The organism is Nostoc sp. (assembly GCF_036917095.1).
GTDB lineage: Bacteria > Cyanobacteriota > Cyanobacteriia > Cyanobacteriales > Nostocaceae > Nostoc.
Genome location: NZ_JBALFH010000057.1, coordinates 12,608 through 30,652, shown reverse-complemented (window position 1 = coordinate 30,652; position 18,045 = coordinate 12,608). Strand labels below are relative to the sequence as shown.

Below are 18,045 nucleotides of genomic sequence, written 5' to 3'. Positions count from 1 at the left end.
TCTATTTTTATGCAAAGATTGGTAATTACAACTGTTGGGACTAGTTTACTCACTAACCAAATTGACAGAACATCTGATGAAGAAAATTCTTGGTATAAAAAGTTGTTAGAGACTGCTAATTATAGTGATGAACAAATGCTTAAATTTGAACATATCATATATATAATAGAGGAGTTAAAGGCTAGGGCTAAAAATCAATTAAATGGAGATATTGAAGATTTTTGTAAAGCTAGTGCTGAGATAAATGGTATTTACGGCTTATACGGTAAAAAAATAGAGAAATTAGATCATCACTGCTTAATTTATACTGATACTGCACAGGGAAGATACTGTGCAATCATGCTAGAGAATTTTCTAAAATCTAAAGGAGTAAACAACACTTTACAATTGTATAGTGAAAATTTCACTACCGATAGTAATGAACAATTCATGGAAGGTATTGCTAATTTAGTTCCTATCCTGAAGAAAAAAATACTTGAGGATTATAAAGGATATACTATTTGCTTTAATCTTGTAGGTGGATTTAAAGCAATGCAGGGATATTTCAATACAATAGGTATGTTATATGCAGATGAAATTATATATATTTTTGAAGGTTCAAATCAAGTTATTAGAATTCCAAAGCTACCAATTATGATAGATAAATCTCAAGTGGATGAGTATGCAATTCCACTTGCGGTTATCGATATTGGCTCAGTACCTATATCATGGGAACCAGCAAATAAAGTTCCAAAGAATTGGTTAACCTTTACAGGTAAAGAAATTGGATTATCTGTTTGGGGTAAATTAATATGGAATGAATGTAAGCATGAATTACTTTCTAAAGATAAATTATTAAAGTTTCCCAAATTTATCCCTCAGTTAGAATATCTCTCAAGTTTTGAAGATGATTATAAAAATACATCTGATGTGAGCAAAAAAGTTATCTTACAAGACAAGATAGCAAGGGTAGCATATTTATTACTAAAATATCGTGATGGTATTAGTGCCTTAAAAGATGATGATATTTTAAGACTACGTAAATACGAAAATACAGATATTGAACACATTAATATTACTAAACAAGAATTAAGAGTTAGCTGCAAAGTTATAAATAGTAACAAATTATCTTTGAGATTTTTTGGTACTCATGAGTATATATATAAAAGAGAAGGAATTAGAAAATAAGGGAGATATCAAATATGTTTGACACATTCAAAAACCGCCTAGAAATAGCAGGTAAACTTACCACCATCACCGCATTAAGAATTAGTGCAGGACGTTCCACAGAACCCATCGGAACAGATTTACCCGTCCTTAAAGACGCATTAGGACAACCATTAATACCAGGTTCTAGCTTTAAAGGTGCATTAAGATCCCGTCTTGAAAGTTTCCTCCGAGGTATTGATTCCAGTTTTGCAGCTAACCCAGCAATAGAGGAAGAATGGTCAATTACATCTCAACAAATGAAAGAGTTAAAAAACACTTATGATAATGACCAGCTTTTAACTGAAGAAATTATCAATAAAACAGATTTAATTTCCCTCCTCTTCGGTTCACCTTGGATAGCCAGTAAATTCCAAGTACGCGATTTAACCGTAGTTGATAATACCTGGTTTGGACAATATCAAGAACGCGATGGTGTTTCAATTGACCGCGATACCGAAACCGCAGCAGATGGTAAACTCTATGACTTTCAAGTAGTACCTGCGGGGACACAGTTTGAGTTTCGCGCAGTGGTGGAAAATGCGGAAGAATGGGAACTGGGACTGTTAATGATTGGGTTACACCAGTTTGAAACTGAACAAATACCTTTGGGTGGTGGACGTTCTCGCGGCTTGGGAGTTGTTAAACTAGAAATTAACAAAATGTACTGGCTTGATGTTAACAACAACCCAGAAAAATTATTAACCTACTTACAAGAATTAGTTAGTAGCAACATAGGTGAGAAATTACCCAGCTATCAAGATGGTAAAGAATCCAAACAAAAATGGACTCAATCTCTCATCACATACTTAACAGAAAATCTACCCAAAAATTCAACCACTACAACCCACACACAATCTTGAAGAGGTTAAAATGGCTTTCAGTAACTATAAAACTATCGGTGAAGTTCTCAAAGCATTTCAAGTTATCTATACCGAAGCCAATTTTATCAGCGAAATTCCCTTTAATATTCCCGAATACTTCCGCGAAGATTTAGAACTGATGATGCGGGATGCTGTTGTTGATAACTCAGAATTTGCTATCTGTGAAAATCTGATTTATCCGGTTCTTAAAGAAGTTTGGAAAACCTACCGCCAACATTTTATTTTATGGAGTCATGAATCCTTAAATTATGATGAAAAATTCTCAGGATTTCCTGAATATATTTTGGCGAAACGTTCACCTTTAGGTAAAGTTGTCTTTGACAAACCATACTTTATCTTAGTTGAAGCCAAACAAGATAACTTTGAAACAGGTTGGGCGCAATGTTTAGCAGAAATGATTGCTGCTCAAAGATTAAATGGAGAATATCAAATAATTATTTTTGGTATTGTTTCTAATGGTGAACGTTGGCAACTTGGAAAACTAGAACGTGAAATATTTACCAGAAATAGCACTTTTTACACAATTCAAGAATTAGATAAATTATTCGGTGCTGTAAATTTTGTATTCCAACAATCTGAATTACAGCTAAATAATTTAGTTGCAGCCTAAACAGATTTATTGAAATAAATACATCCATGCACAAACGACTTGTTAACCATTGCACTATTGATTTAAGCATCATCCCAGATGGGCCGATTCTGATTAAATCGGGACGTGAAGGGGCAGACCCCACAAATCCTGATATGGAATTTGTCAGAACTTTTCATGGGGGTGGGTGGTCAATTTATTTACCTGGAAGCAGCTTAAAAGGTGCAATTCGCGCCCATGCTGAAAGAATTGTCCGTACTGTTGGTGGTGATAATAGTACCAAGAAACTTTGGGCAAGTGACCCTACTAAAGGTGATTACTTACCTAAAAATTTAGCAAGTCACGACATCTATCAACAATCTTCATTTACTGACCAAATGTTTGGCAATACTTCAATAGCAAGCCGCATTCGCATTGAAGATGCACATCCAGTTGACTTAATGCAATTGAAATTAGAAGAACGTAACGGTGTCGCCATTGACCGGGTATTTGGTTCTGTTGCGGTTGGGCCTTTCAATTATCAAGTTTGCACTGGTGGAGAATTTTGTACTAAAATCCACCTCAAAAATTTTACATTGGCGCAACTTGGTTTAATTGGTTTGGTGTTGCGTGATTTAAATGATGGTTGGTTTGGGTTAGGTTTTGCTAAATCACGCGGTTTAGGTACGGTTCGAGTTCAATACAATAGCGCAGTTGTTCAGTATCCAGGATGTCAATTTGACTCTGAAACTAGAAAAATTCGCCAATTGGGACATTCACAGGAATGGGACTCAACTTTTCTACTGGGGGTAGGAGAGTTTTTATCCCAAGAAGAAGCAAAAAAATATGGTTTTTCTAAACCAGATAATCAAGATTCTCCAGTTCGTGCAGAGTCTATGGAATTAGATTTTGGTGTTCAACTTAAATGGGAAGGTGACACAGAATCTGGTGTAAAAGATTTATTTATGCGTTCAGTTCGTGCATGGAATAAGGTTTTAGTTGCATGAAAGAAGAATTTGCGTCAGGGTATGTATATCATAAGCAATTGGTAGCATCTGATGAACTTAGTACCTTAATTACTCAGGTATCTAACTCGCAAAGTTATTATTTTTTACGTTACTCTCATGCTGTCACTGGAATTTGTAGAAAATTGCCTCATGAAAGAGGAGAAATTGAAGGACAGCTATTTAATCCCATCTGTGAAATCCGATGGAAGAAATATAAATCAGGATATGAAGTTTTAATTCTCAGTCAACAGGAATTTAACTTAGAAGGATTTGAAAATTTAAATGGTAATTGGGAAATTTGTGATAGAGATGCCTATTGGCATAACCCAGAAGAAACCAGATTTCCTAAAGGTTTCACTTTTAAAGATGAAAATCATCAAGCTATCAATCCTAAAGATATATCAATAAAGCAAAGATATTTCAAAGACTCTACTACTGCAACTATTCATTTTGTCGCCTTAACGGTTAACGAAAATGACTAACACCCCAAAACCTAAACCACGAAAACCATTACCTTCTCAGCCTCCATCTCGTGATGATTCTGTGGGAAGCAGTACACAAAAACCATACAAATTTGTTGCTTTTCCACAGGAACGTCCCCGATTACAACATCCTGCTGGACATGATAAGTTTGATAAAAATCGTTTGCATGGAACTTTATTTTTAACTCTGAAAGTTAAAACTTCACTTCATGTTTCTACTGGTATAGTTGTCCCTGGTGACGATATTGCAACTCGTGTATCTTTAATAAAAACAATGGTACAGGGGATTGATAAACACTTAGTAATTCAAGGGAGTTCCCTTAAAGGTTGCATTCGTTCAGTTTATGAAGCGATTACGAATAGCACCCTTGCAGTAGTCACATCAAAATTTCGGGATAAAATACCCAACGAAAGATTACCATCTCGAAATAAAGAACAATTATGTCCCGCTAGTCAAGTATTTGGTGCTTTAGATTGGCAGGGATTAATTGAGTTTAATGATGTTAAATGCGAAAATATAGGTTTTAATACGGGTTTTATGCCTTCGTTATATCGTCCGCGCCCTGAACCCGGAAGCGCATATTTTGACGCTAGGGGAAAAGTTGCTGGACGTAAGTTTTATTATCATACAATTCGCGCCATTGAAAAAGGTCAAAATCAAGGAATTGCAGTTCAACAAGCAGCAAGAGAATACACTTTTACTACTCAATTGCAATTTAAAAACATCAAACCTGAAGAATTAGGGACGCTGTTTGTTGTGCTGGGACAAGATTCTAACTACCCCATAGCTTTAAAAGTTGGTGGTGGTAAACCCATTGGGATGGGAACAATGACTGTAGAAGTTAGCCAAGCTAGGATATTGCAAAACTTTGAGGATTTGCGATCGCACTACTCCACTTACACCCCTGATAACAATCATCTTCTCACAGGAGAGGCACTAGAAACATTTATCGCCACCCAAATTAAAACAGCACATTCCCGACTCATTCAACTTCCCCAACTCCAACAACTCGCTGAAGTTCTACGCTACCCAACCGATCGCGAACCACCAGAAGGAATGTATTAATGTTGACTACAGAATCTTTAACAGAAGCAGAATCTCAACTTGCTCACAACTTAGCAATAACCTTGGTTAAAGAGGACACAGATGTTAATGAGGTAGGAAAAGTTATCGCATATCTGCGTAGTATCGTAGAGCAACCTGATGCAGGACGAAGATTTTTTAGCTATCTTAAAACCTTAGTTACTAACGGTAGGCAAATTGGACACAGTGGCCGAACAACAGGCTACTACCGCAGTATCGAAGGTGCGTGTAATCAATATCTGCAAAGCCAACAAGCAAACCCTCAGACTATGTTAAAAATTTTAGGCTGGGGGATGCGTTTAATGCGGTATTACAAAGTTAGTCCGATTGAGGAAATGTCTATTTCCCAAAGTCCACAGGTTGAACAAATTTCCGAACGTCAAGCAGAAATTGCGGAAGTTATTAATAATCAGAAATTCACTGTTGGTCAAATTTTAGATGCTATCGTACTTAGTGTTAAGGGTAATAAAGTTACTTATGAGATGGTGGAAACAATTAAGCTGACTGAGAAAGAACCTAGAAAAGCAGCTTCTCTTAAGGAAGGACAGGTAGTAAAAGTGAAAATTACCGCCCTGAAGGATGATGGAAGTATTAAAAATGTCAAATTTATTGATTAATGATTGATTTTGTATTACTAACTTCGTCTTAGGTCTAATACCATATAAAGTAAGGCTGTCTTAGCCAGTAATATCTCTAGGAACAAAATATGAACCAGCTAATAAGCATACACTTGGGTGAATCTCCCCCGATCCTGCCATCTAGCTTAACTGAATCAACTTTTCAACTAACAAACAGTAGGACTGAATCAATTTTTCAAGCAGCACACAGAACGAAGTTTTTAATAAACAGCAAATTAGAACACATGGCAACCGAAGTAGAGTATACAGATGAGTTTGAGCAGTGGTGGCTTACACTTGATGCAGTAGAGCAAGTCTCTGTAGATGCTGTAGTCAAGTTACTTCAGGAAAGGGGCCCAAATCTTCGCTCTCCCTATAGCACAGATATCAAGGGTTCTCGTCATGGAAATATGCGAGAACTTCGGGTACAACATCAGGGAGAACCATACCGGATATTGTATTGCTTCGATCCTCGCCGGATTGCGGTACTCCTTTTAGGAGGTAACAAACAAGGTAATGATCGCTGGTATGAGGAGAATTTACCAAAAGCTGATAGACTCTACGACGAATTGCTAAAAGAGCTTGAGAATGAAGGATTGATATGAAGACAAAGCCTTTTAGTGAATTGCGAAACCGGATGACACCTGAGCAAAGGGCAGAAAGCGAAACTCGCGCTAAACTTATGTCACTTCATCTTACCCTAATGGAACTGCAAGAATCATTGGGGCTGACACAGGATGATTTAGAAAAAAACCTCAGTGATGTTGAGTCTACTGTTTTGGAGTTGGATAACCAAGAGGACATTCAAGTTTCCACTCTTTCCCGTTATATCAAGGCTCTTGGTGGGAATCTAAAAATAGTAGCTGATTTCCCCCAAGAGGAAATTGTTCTGGCTCAATTTGAGTAAACTCTAGTTATTTTTGATGACCCTAAATAATAGCTTGACTAATTAAAAATGTCAAGCTATTATTTTAATAACTAGAGTAATTGTGTTTTCCCCGCTAGGGGATTGAAACACTCCTCTAGTCTGGTGATTGAATAGTTGTTTCAGTTTTCACCACTTCCCCGCGAGGGGACACTGATTTACCGGCTTACGCAACTTTCTTAAGTTCTCACATCAGCAAGCTAGAAAAGTTGTTTATTTGTGAGAGGGAGCAAATCTAGTAGTAACTAGAGCATTTTTGCTCTCTCATTTTTATGTAAAATAAAGGTTAAAACATAAATAAATTATGAGTAAAGAAGAAGCATATCAGGGCAAAGTTTCCAAAACCAATTACCCCGCAAGGGGACTGAAACGCTATTTGGGCCATCTGGATGTGGGGCACAGACCAATGTTTCCAAAACCAATTACCCCGCAAGGGGACTGAAACAAAAAATAATACTGCATACCTTATTCGTGTAGTGACAGTTTCCAAAACCAATTACCCCGCAAGGGGACTGAAACGGTAGTGAAAAGCTTGCAGTAACTTGTCCTTTGAGTTTCCAAAACCAATTACCCCGCAAGGGGACTGAAACAACCAAGTCATTATCACTGGCCAGACAAAGTTTATTGGTTTCCAAAACAATAACCCCGCAAGGGGACTGAAACCTTTTTTGATTTAAGAGCAATCTTTTCCCATATAGAGTGGTTTCTAAAGTCTATTACCTCTGAGGGGAGCTAAAACTTCAAACAGTAATTGCGATCGCAATTGTTCAAATTAGTTTTCAACAACTAACTCATCGTCAAGGAAATTAATTGTTGTTTGCCTTTTGTTAAGTCAAAAAGGATGGAAATTGCGTACAATATTGAGCATTATTTGTGAAGCCCTAAGCAATGCCAAAAGCAGCTACATCTACTAGTCGTAAACCAAAGCCAAAGCAAAAATCTGTTGCTTCTGTTGTGACATGGGCAGATGAGACAGAATTGGTGGGATTAGTGTTTGAACTGGAGTCAACTGCTTCTGCTTTGCTTTATTCGCAGTACACAATAGGACTGCACGCGTGGTTTCTGGAGCAGGTACGGCAATTCGATCCAGACCTTTCAGCTTATCTTCATGATGGAGAGTCAGAAAAACCCTTCAATATTTCAGCGCTGTCAGGTCAACTAGTCGCCAGTGGCAAACAACTACGATTAGAAGCGAATCAAATTTATTACTGGCACGTGAACGCTTTATCTCGACGGGTAGCACAGTTTCTCAAACACTGGTTAACTCAACTACCACAAAGCTTAGATTTAAAAGGTACATCTCTACAGATAAAACAGGTAAGCATTGCCCATGCACCGACTACCTATAAACAACTGCTGCAATCATCTACAGATAGACCCTTTACCATCAGCCTCAGTTTTATTTCACCTACAAGCTTTCGTCGAAAAGGAAATCATTTCCCTTTGCCAGTGCCAGAGAATCTTTTCCATAGTTACTTGCGGCGGTGGAATGATTTTTCAGCGATGCCAGCAGAACAAGAATCATTTCTCAAATGGATAGATGAAGGGGTGATTATTCATCAACACCGCTTGGAATCAGAGAAAGTGGCAGCAGGGAAGCGTGGGTCAGTCACAGGTTTCACAGGTGCAATATCATTAGGTTTAACAAAAGCAGCTTTAGCGAAAGAAGAATTTAGTGAGTTGTTTTATGCTTTAGTACGGTTGGCTCCCTACTGTGGCACAGGGCATAAAACTACTTTTGGGCTAGGACAAACTCGTTTGGATTGGGTAGAGCAGGAAACGAGTAAATCAATTCAGTTGCTAACAAATCTGCTGGGAGAGCGAATTGAAGAACTGATCAAATTATTCACTGCACAACGCAAACGCACAGGAGGGGAGCGAACTGATAAAATTGCTGTTACCTGGGCAACGATTTTGGCGCGGCGGGAGATGGGGGAATCAATCAAGGCAATCGCCGAAGATTTAGAGATGCCGATCTCGACCGTAAAAACTTACGTGAAATTAGCCAGAAAATCCCTCAAACAAGAAAGCAATAATTGAAAACCTTTGCTTGTGGACAAGGATACAGCATTTACAGCTGTTATGAGGTACAGTAGCAGCAACTAGCAAACCAATTTCTTAAATGTTGAGGATTTATTAAGTCGAGTGCAACTGAGATTAGTTTATCAACCATTTCTGTTGTAGTTGAAGTGAAACTACGTAAAAAAGATTTAAGTTGTCACCTGCGAATACAGCAATTCCAGAGTTATTAAAGGTGTTATAACTGTTAATTATTGATTTAAAATTATATCTTAATGGCAAATAATAAGTTTTTAACATCTGACTTTATCCTTTGATTTGCATTCACTATTTATCTAAGTTAATTGGCTTTATTTTAGATATTTGAATTTGCTTTCCAATTCTTATTAGCAATTAAGATGCGTTCGCCCTGGTCATCATCCCCACCTCCAACACAGAGTTCTACTGTGATGGGGGCTTTACCCGATTCCTGGCTGTAGTTTTCTACATAGGCTTTTATGACACTTAGCACGAGACATATATGATGTAACCCCACGCTATCTACACCTGCTATTAGATTTGACAAATATTGGCAAGGTTTTGGATCACACCTTAAAAAGGCTATTTTTTATACAGTTTATTAAATAAATATCCATAAAAAATCAACCTTGAAGCGTGCGCCAATCAGGTCATAATGTTAAATCAATTACCCATATTGTCTAGCCTTCAGCACTTAGTTCATCGATTCTATATGTACATGACTGTAGATAATTCAATTGGACGCAGAGCAATTCAATGGAAACCTGAACCACATTTACAGCGCAATATTGATTTATATAAAACTCAACACGAGCAATTTGCAGCATTATTGCATCAAAAAAATGAGCAAGGCTTAGTTCAATTCTGGCTCGATATGGCGCTAAATAACTCGCCTGAAAAATATAATTGGGAACCCGAAAACCGCATCCAAAAAGCATGGGAACATTTAAGTCTGTATTGTGAGGAAAGTTGCTATCGTGCGGCTTCACAAGTATGGAAAGCGAACCAATATAAATGTTGGGAAGAATATATTTTTTTTGCGAGGTGCTTAGTTTACAATCCCTTGAAATTTCGGGAAATTTTGGCGAAGTACGATGCCAATGTTTCGCCACTTTATGCTTATATAATTGAAGTTTTGCGAAAAACTATTAAAGACGAGGGTGCAGTTGCCAAATTTTCTAAATGGCGGTTGTTGTGCAAAAAAAGTAACAAAGAACTGAAAGAAGCACTAATTAGATATGGTATATGCGAACCGGAGGTTTCCAGATTTTTGTTTGCGCGTACATATTTTAAACAAGTTTATCAATTCAATAAAATCCAAAATCCTGCAACTCGTAACGGACAACGTTGGCTAGAACCAGATAGCAATGACTTTCAAGAAACAGCACAATATTACAACACCGAAAAACTACTAGCTATCGCACCGCATCAAGTCGCAGTCGGTAAAAATGTGACTGGAGAACAACTGCAAGGGTGGATGGAAACCTGCATTACCGCTTTGCGAAATTACCCCCAGTCAATTGCCCCAAGTATTTCCTTGGAAGTAATGGATGGAGTTAGTTATACAATTGAGTCAGATGAGGGTTTTTACCTGGAAATAGAAGATTCTCCACCTGAGCAAAAAAGCCTTTATCAGCAAACAGAGACAGTGTTACAACATGAATTACTGGCGCTTAATGAAGACCAAAAAGAAATTTTATATCTTTACTATGGATTGGGATGGAATCAAAAACAAATTGCTGCAAAATTTGCAGTCACCCAAGGTGCGATCGCGCGTCGTTTACAAACTATTGAGCGCCGACTAATTAATGCGGTATATTCATTAAAGCAACCGCCACAATGGGTCACGGGGTATGTGAAAACCTGGTTAAACTATAATTACGAAACACCCGATTATTCTGATTTAATCCATGCAGCATTGGTTACATCTGTCAAACAACTGAACACTCAATCTCAGGATTTATTGCGGCTTTGCTACGGACAAAAACTAGACACTAATGCTATCAGCAAACAACTTCATCTTCCCCCAGATAGAGTGAATGAATTACTTTTGCAAACAAATTGTGAATTAGAAATTGCATTACTCAAAGAAATTGACATAATAATTAGAAAATTTTTAAATTTTTGGCTAAATAAACAATATAAAGATATCAAAACTCATAATTTAAACTCCCAATTTCAACACTTAGTCTTGGCATAGAATACATAAAAAATATATGTCAGCAAATCTAACTTTGTTGTACGATCGATACAATAACAAACAAACCAAATTAGCTTTGAAAAACCAATTATTATTGCAAATACCTATCTCCATACAACAGCAAGCCTGGAAAGACGCACAACAGCATTCTCATAAACTCGCGCAGTACAGTGCTTATTTAAATCGTATTTGCTTATATACATTTGTAGACTGGCTGAATAACCAACTTTCCGATCAAGTGTTAACCAATTATTCAATTTATCCTAGTGAAGATGGTTTATGCAGTATTTTAGAAGTAGTAAATGGTACTGCAATCGGGATTGATACGCGGCGAATTATCCTGATCCCCAACGAAAACATAGATTCAGAATCATTGCGAGTTCCTCAAGAGTGGATAGATATCCCCACTTTTGTCGGTGACTATTATTTAGCCGTACAGATTGATTTAGAAGCAAATGTAGATGAATGTACATTGACAGTACAGGGGTTTGCGACACATCGTCAAGTCAAACAGTTGAGCAAGTACGATCCACGCGATCGCACTTATATATTATCAACAGACCAGTTGATCGCAAGCCTCACAGCTATGCAGCTAACACTAGGTACACAAATGCGTGAGGAAGTCCCAGAATTACCTATTTTATCTGAACCTGATGCTCAAAGTTTATTAGAGATGTTAGGAGATACATCTATTTATTCTCCACGTTTGCGAGTTGATATACCATTTGCACAATGGGCAGCATTGCTGAATAATGATGAATGGCGGCAGCAGTTATATCTGCGACGGACAGGTAGATTGGCAACAAAAAGTAAAGTAAAAACAAATAATTTGAATAAATGGTTACAAAATACCTTCGGTGATGGTTGGCAATCTCTAAACACACTATTTAATCAAGAATCTGGAAATTTAGTTTATAGTTTTAGAAACAATGAGGTAGCAGCTAAAGGTATATCTATAGACGGGATCAAACTAATTGATTTGGGAATGCAATTGAGTAATCAATCAGTTGCACTTTTGGTTGGTTTGACACCAGAAACCGATGGAAAAGTAGCTGTGCGCGTGCAACTGCATCCAGCTAAAGGACAAACTTACTTACCGCCTAATATTAAACTAGCTTTATTTTCTCAATCAGAGTCCATTCTTCAGGAAATTCAATCGCGGATTCAAGATAACTTTATTCAATTGAAACGATTTATTTGCCCACCAGGAAAAACCTTTAAAATTCAGGTATCTATTGATGAATTCAGAGTGACTGAAGAATTCGTAATTGAACCACTTACATTGACACAGCAATGAGTAAGTTAGTTATCTTAAACCTGGGAAAAGGTAACTTACATTCAGGTTTTTCTTTTGTGACTGTTCAGCTATTCTATGAAAAGTCGGTTGACAAGCCTCTACAAGAAAAGGATAATTCACAATGGAGACAATTTCAAGGTAATTTACCAGCTAGCCCAATTCTTCTTGACCTATATCGCCGTTGGCAATTATTATATGAATTAATCTACGAATCTCGCTACATAAATGTAGGTTTGCGTCAATCTCAGCCAAAGGATGAAGATATCAAAATTGATGATACTGATGTTACTCACTTTTCCGATGTAGATTTTTATAAAGTATGTGATGAGTTACAAAAACAAATCGATATCTGGCTAGATGCTGAAGAGTTTCGTCACATTGAGCGCCAATTACGGATGCAGTTGAGCAGCGATGATGAAATCCGCTTTATTATTCAAAGTGAAGATATATTACTTAGGAAACTCCCTTGGCATCTTTGGCGTTTTTTTAGTGATTATCCCAAAGCAGAAGTTGGTTTAAGTTCCATCGAATTTGAAACTAAAACTCAGCTTAAAAAGCATACACAACAAGTAAAAATATTAGCGATTTTAGGTGATAGTAAAGGAATTGATATTGACACAGATCGGAGGATGTTAGAGAGCTTACCATCTGCTAAAATAGTATTTTTGGTAGAACCAAAACATTCAGAATTAGATACACTACTTTGGGATAATCAAGGATGGGATATTCTATATTTTGCAGGTCACAGTTACAGTAATCTTGAAAATAATACTGGTTATATACATATAAATAAAAATGAATATTTAAATATTAATCATTTGACTAATGCTCTGAAAAAAGCTGTAAAAAATGGATTGCAAATAGCAATTTTTAACTCTTGTGATGGCTTGAGATTAGCACAAAACTTAGAGGATTTACATATTCCCCAAATTATTGTCATGCGTGAAAGAGTGCCAGATAAAGTAGCGCAGGAGTTTTTGAAACAGTTTTTAATAAACTTTGCTGAAGGTCAGTCATTTTATTTATCAGTACGACAGGCGCGGGAAAAGTTACAGGGGTTAGAAAGTGAGTTTCCGGCTGCTAGTTGGTTGCCAGTAATTTGCCAAAATCCAGCGCAGATATCACCTTTTTGGGAAAATTTAAGATGTAAAAACCAGGAATTAAAGAAATATATTTCACCATCAATACATCGCTTAGAAGTTAATTATAAAATTACTTTAATTGTAAGTTTTATTGTTACTATTACATTAACATTAATTCGATATTGTGGGATATCAGAACCTTTGGAGATGAAAGCGTTTGACCATCTAATGCAGATGCGATCGCTAGAATCAGAAGATAGTCGTCTATTAATTGTTGGCGCAGATGAAAAGGATATCCGCACCTATGGTTATCCTCTACCAGATGCTGTAATAACTCGACTTTTGGACAAATTGCAGCAGTATCAACCCGCAGCTATTGGATTGAGTATTGTCCGCGATTCACCTGTACCAATTAATGATACAGCTAGTAATCAATCACTGATTAATCATTTCCAGAAAAATCACAACCGGATAGCTGTATGTGCTTTTAATAACAGTCCAGAACAAAGCATTGCACCTCCATCTCAAAGTCCAGAAATCCGAGTAGGTTTTGTCAACTTATTTGACGACCAAGATAAAATAGTCCGTCGCTATCTTTTATCCCGTAGCGAAAATCCGATATCTGAAGCTTCTCCCTGTACTGCAAAATATTCCTTTGGCTGGCAATTAGCATATCAATATCTCAATGCCAAAAAAATTCCAGTAGCAACCTTCAAAGAAGATTGGAAATTTGGCGCATTTGTCATCAAGCGGCTGGAAAAATCTAGTGGAGGATATCAAAACTTAGATGCACGGGGAAACCAACTGCTAATTAATTATCGCCATACTCCAGACCCCATTCATATTGCTCAACAAGTTACCCTGAGAGATATTTTAAATGCAGATAGCGATCGCTTTAACCCCGCTTGGGTGAAAAATAGAGTTGTCCTCATCGGTGTTGTTGCACCAAGTATCAAAGATCCGCATCAGACACCAGAAGGTGAAATGCGATCGCTTTACATCCACGCCCATGTTGTCAGCCAATTACTCAGTACCGTCGAAGACCACAGACCACTATTATGGTGGCTACCAAAATGGAGTGAAACTCTATGGATATTTTGCTGGTCGTTGACGGGAAGTATTGTAGTTTGGCGTGTCAAAATCTCACTTCACAAAGGCTTGGCACTTGGTATATGCAGTGCTATCTTATACGGAATCTGCTGGAGTATTTTCTCTTTGGGTGGGTGGATACCACTGATTCCAGGAATCATCGCCTTGGTCGCGCCCTGGGGTGTTATTTGGTTAGGTAGTATCATTTACAACAAACAACAGACATGAAACAGGTTGGAATTTTTGTCAGGTTTATCTGTAGTGGGATTTTGATGTTGGGTACACAAGGACTCGAACAACCAAATTTATCCGCAACTTCGCCGCCACCACCACCTACTACAGGTACACCAAAAGGAAATTCCACACCCGGAACGACGCGCCCAGAAGCGACGTGTAAGCAAACCAATAAACCACTGACCGCACTTAACGCCAACAATGGCAATGATTTTACAGCCTCTCCATATCCCAGCTTTTGGTTTTACGTACCTTACACCCAGGACGATGTTAAACACGCAGATTTTTTACTACTTGATGGACAGGAACACAAAACAATTTACCATACAGCAATTAAGCTAGCTGCAAAACCAGGACTGATCGAAATTACCCTACCGACAAATTCCCAAAACTTACTAGATCCCAACCAAAATTACCGTTGGTATTTGATGGTGAACTGTTACGCTAGTCGTACTGATGAACCGGATATCGTTGTCGATGGCTGGATACAGCGCAAAATAGTTGATGGCGATCGCTGGCAAAATCTCCAAACGGATCGGTCACAAAAACTTATTTTTTATACTAAAAATAATCTTTGGTACGATGCAGTCAATGATGTGGCAGAACTGCATTTCCAATACCCGAATGATGCTGGTATTCAAGCAACTTGGAATAATTTACTCAAACAATTAAATAAAGAATCGGTAGCCCAAGAACCATTCATCGGTTCGATAATGCTTTCAACTCAGGAGTGATGTACTAATTAGCCGTCAGGAACTGCATACACCATGACGCATAAAAATGGGCATAGGGCTGCGTCGGAAAGCAAGTGGCATCATGAGTATGGAGAATAGAGAATTAGCCCAGATACCCCACCTTCCCTCAACAAATATAACTGAAAAGTATTGATGTACTAAAGGGCGATCGCACGATCTCACCAAAATAATTTTCAAAAAACTGATACTACCCTCATATTGCTATCATTTTGTCTCCAATAAGAATATGAGATCGTAAAACATAGTGGAGACATGGAGCAAAGCAATCGTTTCGACTCTGAAAATTTTTCTATTAAGCAACAGTACCTGACTCTCTTTGAGCGAAAAGGACTGCAAAAAATTTTAGAGCAAGAAGACTTACCTAAAAAATACCGTCAGCGCATCCAAATCATGCTGTTAGCGGATGAAGGTAAAACCCAGAGTCAAATCTGTCAACTACTAAACTGTTCTCGGATGACGGTAAGACACTGGCTTTTGGTAGCTAAATCAGGTGAGGCTCACAATTGGAATGCCTTTCCTCTTGGTAGACCAAAAACTGTTGATGACCAGTACCGAAAGCGATTGAAAGAGCTGGTCAACCATAGTCCAAAAGCTTTTGACTATCCATTTCGGTATTGGACTGCACAATGGTTAAGCAAGCATCTAGCAAAAGAATTAGGTGTTGAAGTAGGTGTTCGTCACGTCAATCGTCTGCTCAAGGAAATGGGTTTATCCACCCGACCGCAACCTTTTGAAACCGTTGGCTCTATTAAAAACAGCAATAACAACAATAATCAGCTGGTAATTAGTGACCTCTCAGGTGCCCCACCGCCTAATCCCAGTCTTGAAGCCAGAAGTCTTTGCTGCTGTTTTTACTGCTCAAGCACCACATATTCTTAAACCGATTGTGACATTAAAGGGCGATCGCATTTGTCAAACGGCTATTTACCATAGCCGCTAATACTCATATTCAGGAAGAATGTTTACCAGACAAAGCACTGTAGGGCAAAACCCTTAACACTTCTTCTACTGTTGTCACCCCAGTTGTCACCTTTTGGGCAGCAGCCACACCAAAGGAGGTGTAGTTAATTTCCTTCAGATAGCGATGTAGCTCAGTCATTGTCCCTTCATAAATCAGTTCGCGCACCCGATCGTCCACATCCAGTAATTCTACAATCGCTTCCCGCCCCAAATAGCCAGAATGAAAACACTTAGGACAACCTTTTCCCCTACGCCAGCCTGTGGTTGTAGCATTCGTTGCTTCTAATCCCAGCCTCTGCAAATCTGCTGCTGTTGGGGTGTAAGGTTCTGCACAGTGAGGACAAACCCGACGCACTAAACGTTGAGCAATAATACCTAAGAGGGCATCACTCACTAAACTGGGGTCTTGTCCAATATCTTTGAGGCGAGGAATAGCACCAACTGCGTCATTGGTATGTAGTGTGGTAAATACCAAATGTCCTGTTAAAGCTGCTCTGATAGCAGTTTCTGCTGTTTCTCGATCCCTGATTTCTCCTAACATAATCACATCAGGGTCTTGCCGGAGAATTGCCCGTAAACCAGCAGCAAAGGTCATACCAGCTGCTTCGTTGACTTGGGTTTGGGTAATACCTGGTAATACATATTCTACTGGATCTTCCACCGTCACCACGTTGACTGATTCAGTAGCTACTCTTTGTAAACTGGTGTACAGAGTGCTGGTTTTCCCGGAACCTGTGGGGCCTGTGAGAATAATCATTCCTTGAGGTTGACTTAACCATCTTCTGTAAGTTTCTAATGTAGTTCCAGAAAACCCTAAACCATCCATGTTAGAAAATGGATTGCGCTGGGGCAATAAACGAATTACTACTTTTTCGCCACCTACGCAAGGAAGAGTGCTAACTCGCATATCTAATCCCACTTCCAACGATCCACTTGTTGCATACTTCTCACCGATGCGTCCGTCTTGAGGGCGACGGCTTTCGGATATATCTATTTCTGCCATCACTTTGAGAGTTACAACTACTTTTCGACTCACTTCAAGGGGGAGAGTGGTAATAGTCCGCAATACGCCATCTATGCGATAGCGGACTCTTAATCCTGCTGGCATCGGTTCTAAATGGATGTCACTAGCACGGTTGCGTAAAGCGCCACTGATAATGGTTTTGACTCGCTCAATTTGGTCTGATGCTTTGGAGAGATAGAGTTCTGTGAGTTCGGAAATGTTTTCTGATTCTGATATCTGGGTGAGGGGATTGATCAGAGATTCGCTACTGATTTTATTCAAATCGAGGTTTTGGGTGTGATACCAAGCGTTGTAGCTTTTTTCAGCGATCGGGAGGATTTTGATTTCTGTAGATGTGCGATCGCTCAATTTCTGAATTATATCTGATGTGGGAGTGACTGGAGTCCCCAAATAGTAGCAATTGCGCCAGAGTAATAGGGGAATAACTGGGGGTAATTCCTGACGGTTGGCAAATTTGCCAAAAAATCGAGAACTGACTTCAGAATCTAATAATTCCAGGTTGAGTTTTCCTGTCTCATCGATTAAGAGACTGATTGCTTGTTGGCAGTTAATTTCGCCCTTTTTTAGCTGTTGCCAAGAGGATAAAAAATTAATGGTACTTTGCATAGAGTTTTT

At 38.4% G+C, this 18,045-nt stretch carries 17 protein-coding genes and 1 CRISPR repeat array; of the genes, 15 read left to right on the top strand and 2 right to left on the bottom strand.

The features are described from left to right. Positions 1–9: 9 nt before the first annotated feature. The 10 genes from V7L01_RS34085 to cas6 all read left to right on the top strand — a co-directional run bounded on the left by V7L01_RS34085 (position 10) and on the right by cas6 (position 8,792). Positions 10–1,167, top strand: coding sequence for a putative CRISPR-associated protein (locus tag V7L01_RS34085; RefSeq protein ID WP_335042754.1), 1,158 nt, complete (start codon positions 10–12; stop codon positions 1,165–1,167). A 14-nt stretch (positions 1,168–1,181) separates the two neighbouring features. Beyond that, positions 1,182–2,048 carry a type III CRISPR-associated RAMP protein Csx7 gene (csx7, locus tag V7L01_RS34080; RefSeq protein WP_335042753.1) on the top strand — a complete coding sequence of 289 codons (867 nt, stop codon included), beginning with the start codon at positions 1,182–1,184 and terminating at the stop codon, positions 2,046–2,048. A gap of 10 nt (positions 2,049–2,058) precedes the next feature. Beyond that, positions 2,059–2,679 carry a hypothetical protein gene (locus V7L01_RS34075; protein WP_335042752.1) on the top strand — a complete coding sequence of 207 codons (621 nt, stop codon included), beginning with the start codon at positions 2,059–2,061 and terminating at the stop codon, positions 2,677–2,679. A 26-nt stretch (positions 2,680–2,705) separates the two neighbouring features. Continuing rightward, positions 2,706–3,644 (top strand): RAMP superfamily CRISPR-associated protein, encoded by a 939-nt coding sequence (locus tag V7L01_RS34070; protein WP_335042750.1) that lies wholly within the window; start codon positions 2,706–2,708, stop codon positions 3,642–3,644. Beyond that, positions 3,641–4,126, top strand: a complete 486-nt coding sequence (locus V7L01_RS34065; RefSeq protein WP_335042749.1) for a hypothetical protein — start codon at positions 3,641–3,643, stop codon at positions 4,124–4,126. Before V7L01_RS34070 ends, V7L01_RS34065 begins: the two co-directional genes overlap by 4 nt. Continuing rightward, positions 4,119–5,192: an RAMP superfamily CRISPR-associated protein gene (locus tag V7L01_RS34060; RefSeq protein ID WP_335042748.1), complete on the top strand. Its 1,074-nt coding sequence runs from the start codon at positions 4,119–4,121 to the stop codon at positions 5,190–5,192. Before V7L01_RS34065 ends, V7L01_RS34060 begins: the two co-directional genes overlap by 8 nt. Further along, a complete protein-coding gene (locus tag V7L01_RS34055) occupies positions 5,192–5,827 on the top strand; it encodes a hypothetical protein (RefSeq protein ID WP_335042747.1) in 636 nt (211 codons plus the stop codon). The genes V7L01_RS34060 and V7L01_RS34055 overlap by 1 nt, the downstream gene beginning before the upstream one ends. 245 nt (positions 5,828–6,072) lie before the next feature. Beyond that, positions 6,073–6,432 carry a type II toxin-antitoxin system RelE/ParE family toxin gene (locus V7L01_RS34050; protein WP_335042746.1) on the top strand — a complete coding sequence of 120 codons (360 nt, stop codon included), beginning with the start codon at positions 6,073–6,075 and terminating at the stop codon, positions 6,430–6,432. After that, positions 6,429–6,734 (top strand): transcriptional regulator, encoded by a 306-nt coding sequence (locus V7L01_RS34045; RefSeq protein ID WP_335042745.1) that lies wholly within the window; start codon positions 6,429–6,431, stop codon positions 6,732–6,734. The genes V7L01_RS34050 and V7L01_RS34045 overlap by 4 nt, the downstream gene beginning before the upstream one ends. Before the next feature lie 352 nt (positions 6,735–7,086). Continuing rightward, a CRISPR array of direct repeats spans positions 7,087–7,415; the repeat unit is 37 nt; unit sequence GTTTCCAAAACCAATTACCCCGCAAGGGGACTGAAAC. 225 nt (positions 7,416–7,640) lie between these two features. Continuing rightward, positions 7,641–8,792 (top strand): CRISPR-associated endoribonuclease Cas6, encoded by a 1,152-nt coding sequence (gene cas6 / locus V7L01_RS34040; protein WP_335042744.1) that lies wholly within the window; start codon positions 7,641–7,643, stop codon positions 8,790–8,792. Between the two features lie 334 nt (positions 8,793–9,126). Here the strand turns inward: cas6 and V7L01_RS34035 are convergent, their stop codons facing one another. Continuing rightward, positions 9,127–9,282, bottom strand: a complete 156-nt coding sequence (locus V7L01_RS34035; RefSeq protein WP_335042743.1) for a hypothetical protein — start codon at positions 9,280–9,282, stop codon at positions 9,127–9,129. Positions 9,283–9,444: 162 nt separating this feature from the next. Between V7L01_RS34035 and V7L01_RS34030 the strand changes: the two genes are divergently transcribed. From V7L01_RS34030 to V7L01_RS34010, 5 genes are all read left to right on the top strand, one after another. After that, a complete protein-coding gene (locus tag V7L01_RS34030) occupies positions 9,445–10,989 on the top strand; it encodes a sigma-70 family RNA polymerase sigma factor (protein ID WP_335042741.1) in 1,545 nt (514 codons plus the stop codon). Positions 10,990–11,005: 16 nt separating this feature from the next. Continuing rightward, positions 11,006–12,286 carry a DUF1822 family protein gene (locus V7L01_RS34025; protein WP_335042740.1) on the top strand — a complete coding sequence of 427 codons (1,281 nt, stop codon included), beginning with the start codon at positions 11,006–11,008 and terminating at the stop codon, positions 12,284–12,286. Continuing rightward, complete coding sequence (locus V7L01_RS34020) at positions 12,283–14,685, top strand: CHASE2 domain-containing protein (RefSeq protein WP_335042739.1); 2,403 nt, start codon at positions 12,283–12,285, stop codon at positions 14,683–14,685. The genes V7L01_RS34025 and V7L01_RS34020 overlap by 4 nt, the downstream gene beginning before the upstream one ends. Continuing rightward, positions 14,682–15,425 carry a DUF928 domain-containing protein gene (locus tag V7L01_RS34015; RefSeq protein WP_335042738.1) on the top strand — a complete coding sequence of 248 codons (744 nt, stop codon included), beginning with the start codon at positions 14,682–14,684 and terminating at the stop codon, positions 15,423–15,425. The genes V7L01_RS34020 and V7L01_RS34015 overlap by 4 nt, the downstream gene beginning before the upstream one ends. Positions 15,426–15,698: 273 nt before the next feature. Further along, the gene (locus V7L01_RS34010; protein ID WP_335042736.1) at positions 15,699–16,325 is read left to right on the top strand and encodes a helix-turn-helix domain-containing protein; all 627 of its coding nucleotides are present in this window, start codon (positions 15,699–15,701) and stop codon (positions 16,323–16,325) included. 70 nt (positions 16,326–16,395) lie between these two features. Here the strand turns inward: V7L01_RS34010 and V7L01_RS34005 are convergent, their stop codons facing one another. Next, positions 16,396–18,036: a GspE/PulE family protein gene (locus V7L01_RS34005; RefSeq protein ID WP_335042735.1), complete on the bottom strand. Its 1,641-nt coding sequence runs from the start codon at positions 18,034–18,036 to the stop codon at positions 16,396–16,398. Between the last annotated feature and the right edge of the window lie 9 nt (positions 18,037–18,045).